This is a genomic window from Kribbella catacumbae DSM 19601, from assembly GCF_000372465.1.
GTDB classification, from domain to species: Bacteria; Actinomycetota; Actinomycetes; order Propionibacteriales; family Kribbellaceae; genus Kribbella; species Kribbella catacumbae.
This window is the reverse complement of the sequence record NZ_AQUZ01000119.1, coordinates 1-3,487: the sequence shown is the minus strand read 5'-3', so window position 1 is coordinate 3,487 and position 3,487 is coordinate 1. Positions and strand designations below refer to the sequence as shown.

Sequence of the window (3,487 nt, the reverse complement as noted above, 5' to 3'; positions counted from 1 at the left end):
GATCGCCCATTCCGGGATGGGGCGCAGGTGTGGCCGGTTCGGGTCCCACTGGACGTATCTGGTCGAGGCGCCGAGGACGAACTTGTTCGACTCCAACGGGACGGCGAACCACCGCATCCGGACCCACGGCAACTGCCGGTACTCGTTGACGAAGTCCAGGACCGGGTCCGGGATCAGCTCCTCGTCCCGGAAGACGACGTCGACGTGCTCGATGCCGCGTTCCTGGGCGACCTCCCGGGTCAGGTGGAGCGTGGCGAGGGAGTCCTTGCCGCCGGAGAACGCGACGACGACTGTGTCGTACAGGTCGTAGATGTGGTGCAGCCGGCGCTTCGCCTCGTCGAGCACGTTGGCTTCGATGTAGCGCTTCACCCGGGCCATCAGGCGTCGATCTCCTGGTCGGCGACGTACGCCGCTAGGCGCTCACCGATGGTGTCGTGCTCGTGGTAGTTCGACTTGAGCCAGCGGAGGAAGGCGTACCAGCGGGCCTGCTGCTGGTCGGTGTCGAACACGATTTCGTAGGCGATGACGGGTTCGCCGAGGCCGGCCGACCCGGGCAGCTCGTCTACCTCGAGGGACGAGCCGATCATGGCGGCCAGGTCCTCGTCGGTGTAGCCGGTGCCGTCCAGGTCGGAAAGGGAGTCGAGGACCTCGGCGAGCACGTCCTGGTCGTAGGTGCCGTCCTCGGCCGACTTGTTGTCGACTAGGAGTATGCGCAGCGCGGTTTCGTCGTCGACGTCGACGAACTGGGCGGCGATCTGGGTCCATCCGAGGGTCTTGGCGGCCTTCCAGGTGTGGTTGCCCGCGAGGATCTCGTTGCTGCCCTGGCGGACCACGATGGCCCGGTACTGGCCGTTCTTGGTGAGGGAGCCGGCGATCTTCGGGATATCGCCCTTCTTGGCGTTCTTCGGGTGCGGCTGGATGCTGTCGATCGGGACCCGGAGGTCGTCGAGCAGCTGGTTGATGTTGTTGATCGGCTTGGTGGTCATGGCTCGGCTCTCAGATCGCGGGGACGGCGGTACGGCGGGCCTGGCGGGCGCGCTGTTCGGTCAGGCGGGTGACGGCGGCCGCGACGACGTCTGCGCGGCGCTCTGTGCGGAGTCGGCCGTAGGCGGTCTGGCGGGTGTCGCCGAGCGGGTCGGCTGGGTCGGCTGCCTTGGCGAGGAAGGACTGGGAGCCGCCGGCGGACACGACAGGGAGGCCGCGGGCTAGGGGGCGGTCGTCGATGCCGTACACCGTGGGCGCGGCGTCGAGGTTGGCCTGGTCGGACACGGACGGATTCGCGCCATGGAGCCACGCCAGGCGCGACCCCTCGCTGTCCGAGATCCTGCGGGCCGGTCCTTCGGGGGCGTCCGGGCGGTCCCTGGCCGGGGTTCCGAGGGCCAGGGTGTCCGCGATCACGCCTGCGACCCGGAGCTCGTCGGTGGCGGCAGCGAGGACGTCCCGGCGGGATTCGCCGAGGGGGAGCACGCTGGCGGCGTCGCGGGAGCGTGCCTCCAGGTAGATCTCGATGGCCCGGGCGACGGTGGCGGGTTCGTCCTTGTGGAGCGCGGCGGCGCCGAGGCCGAGGACTCCGAGGCCGGAGCAGACGGCGCAGTCGGGGTCGATCAGCCCGGCGTAGCGGCGGGTGCAGGCGGGGCAGGTACGGCGTGACATGGCAGTAATTGTTACTTAAGCAAGAAAGCCCGCATGCACGCTTGCAAGCATGCATGCGGGCTGTCCCGCGAACGAGCAGGCCGCAGCGTTGCAGCTGCGGCAGTTTCTGCGTGTCGCTATTTCTTCCGGGCTGCTCGTTTCGCCGGCACGAGCCGGATCTCCAGCTGTACGCCGTACTGCTCGGCGAGGTCCTGGACCTTCGTGAGGGTCGGGTTCCCGCGGCCGTGCTCGTACTGGTGGAGGGTCGGGACGGCGACGCCGAGTTGGCGGGCCATGGCGTTCATCGACAGTCCCTTGTCGGTACGGGCCTGGGAGAGGATCCGGCCGAGTTGCTGCGCGAGATTCAGTGGGAGTACCTCGTCTTGCGGTTCGGGGGTGGTCACGTCGGGTCGCCTCCGTTTAGGTCGAACTCGGCGACGTCGTTGTCGCTTTCGTCGGCATCGTCGTCGTCGAGGAGTTCGACGTCGAGCGGCACGCCGGATTCGGGGGCGGACTGTGACGTAGCTGCCGGGACAACTACGTCGGCCGGGTCCTGGGACGGCGGGATGGCGAGGACGAGGCTGCCGACCTCGAGCTGGTCGGCGATGTTCGTGCAGGTGTTGGCGTGGGCGAGCATCTCGGTCACCTTGACGGCGGACGAGCGGACGTCCTTCCCGCTCTGCTTCTCCAGCTGGACTTCGCCGGCGGCGCGCTGGGCGACGCGAAGGCGGGTCTCGGACAGGGAGCGGAGGGACTCGATGACGAGCTGGGTGGCGCTGTCGGGGGTCTTCACGGGTCTGCTCCTGTCAGAACGGGGGTTCGGCGTTGGAGTCGTGCTGCTGCTGGTTGGCCCACGGGTCGGCGCCCTGCGGGGTCGACTGGGCGGGGGCGGCCCACGGGTCGTTCTGCGGGGCCGGCCGAGCCTGGCCGCCCTGACCCCACTGGCCGGTGTCGCCGCCGGTCCGCGTGGCCTTGGTGACCTTCGCGGTGGCGCTCCGGAGCGAGGGGCCGACCTCGTCGACGTCGATCTCGAACACGGTGCGCTTGTTGCCCTCGCGGTCGTCGTACGACCGGGACTTGACCCGGCCGTTGACGATCACGCGGGAGCCGCGCTGCAGCGACTCGGCCACGTTCTCCGCGGTCTGCCGCCACACCGAGCACGGCCAGAACGTCGTCTCGCCGTCCTTCCACTCGTTCGCCTGCCGGTCGAACGTCCGCGGGGTCGACGCGACGGTGAAGTTCGCGACCGCCGCGCCGCTCGGGGTGAAGCGGAGCTCGGGGTCGCCGGTGAGGTTGCCGGCGATGGTGATGGGGGTTTCGCCTGCCATGGTCAGGCCTCCTCGGTGGTCTGGATGACGTCCGGCTGGTCGCCGGCCGGTACTGCGGGCTTTTCAAGCGCGGCCAGCTCGGCGCGGTACTCGTCCTCGACCTCGTACTCCGCGGCTCGCTTGGCGGCGGGGTCGGCGATGACCTTCAGCGTGGGGGACGGCTCGCTGCCACCGACGCCGGGCACTACCTCGGAGGTCTTCGCGTCGACCCCGAAGTACTGGCGCTTGCCGTGCTCGTCCAGCTCCGCCTCCTGCTCGAGGAGCAGGCCGTCGAGGAACACAGTCTGGAAGGCGGGCCGGACGACAGCCGTCACGCCGTTGTGCGGGATCCCGGCGAACTCGAAGGCCTGCAGCGCAGCTTCGAGGTGGGCGGACTCGATGGTGATGGTGGCGGTGACCTCGTGCGGGAAGCGCTCAGCGAGGTACGAGGCGAACGCTTCGGAGTCCCGTACTGCGGGCTTGGCCGGGGCATCGGCACCGTCCAGGCGGATGGTGCCGAAGTCGCGGATCTTCCACTGGGGTGCGCC

At 69.4% G+C, this 3,487-nt stretch carries 7 protein-coding genes; all 7 read right to left on the bottom strand.

Annotation, left to right across the window (positions count from 1 at the left end):
• A partial coding sequence (locus A3ES_RS0145295) for a phosphoadenosine phosphosulfate reductase domain-containing protein (RefSeq protein WP_020393446.1) occupies positions 1-378 on the bottom strand: 378 nt, incomplete at its 3' end.
• The gene (locus A3ES_RS50755; RefSeq protein ID WP_020393445.1) at positions 378-986 is read right to left on the bottom strand and encodes a ParB/RepB/Spo0J family partition protein; all 609 of its coding nucleotides are present in this window, start codon (positions 984-986) and stop codon (positions 378-380) included. The genes A3ES_RS0145295 and A3ES_RS50755, both read right to left, overlap by 1 nt.
• A 10-nt stretch (positions 987-996) precedes the next feature.
• Positions 997-1,653: a hypothetical protein gene (locus A3ES_RS0145285; RefSeq protein WP_020393444.1), complete on the bottom strand. Its 657-nt coding sequence runs from the start codon at positions 1,651-1,653 to the stop codon at positions 997-999.
• Positions 1,654-1,769: 116 nt separating this feature from the next.
• Positions 1,770-2,036, bottom strand: coding sequence for a helix-turn-helix domain-containing protein (locus A3ES_RS54875; RefSeq protein ID WP_020393443.1), 267 nt, complete (start codon positions 2,034-2,036; stop codon positions 1,770-1,772).
• A complete protein-coding gene (locus A3ES_RS54870) occupies positions 2,033-2,425 on the bottom strand; it encodes a hypothetical protein (protein ID WP_020393442.1) in 393 nt (130 codons plus the stop codon). Before A3ES_RS54870 ends, A3ES_RS54875 begins: the two co-directional genes overlap by 4 nt.
• Before the next feature lie 13 nt (positions 2,426-2,438).
• Complete coding sequence (locus A3ES_RS0145265) at positions 2,439-2,960, bottom strand: single-stranded DNA-binding protein (RefSeq protein ID WP_020393441.1); 522 nt, start codon at positions 2,958-2,960, stop codon at positions 2,439-2,441.
• Between the two features lie 2 nt (positions 2,961-2,962).
• The coding region (locus tag A3ES_RS50745) for a hypothetical protein (protein ID WP_040457263.1) at positions 2,963-3,487 on the bottom strand (525 nt) is incomplete at its 5' end.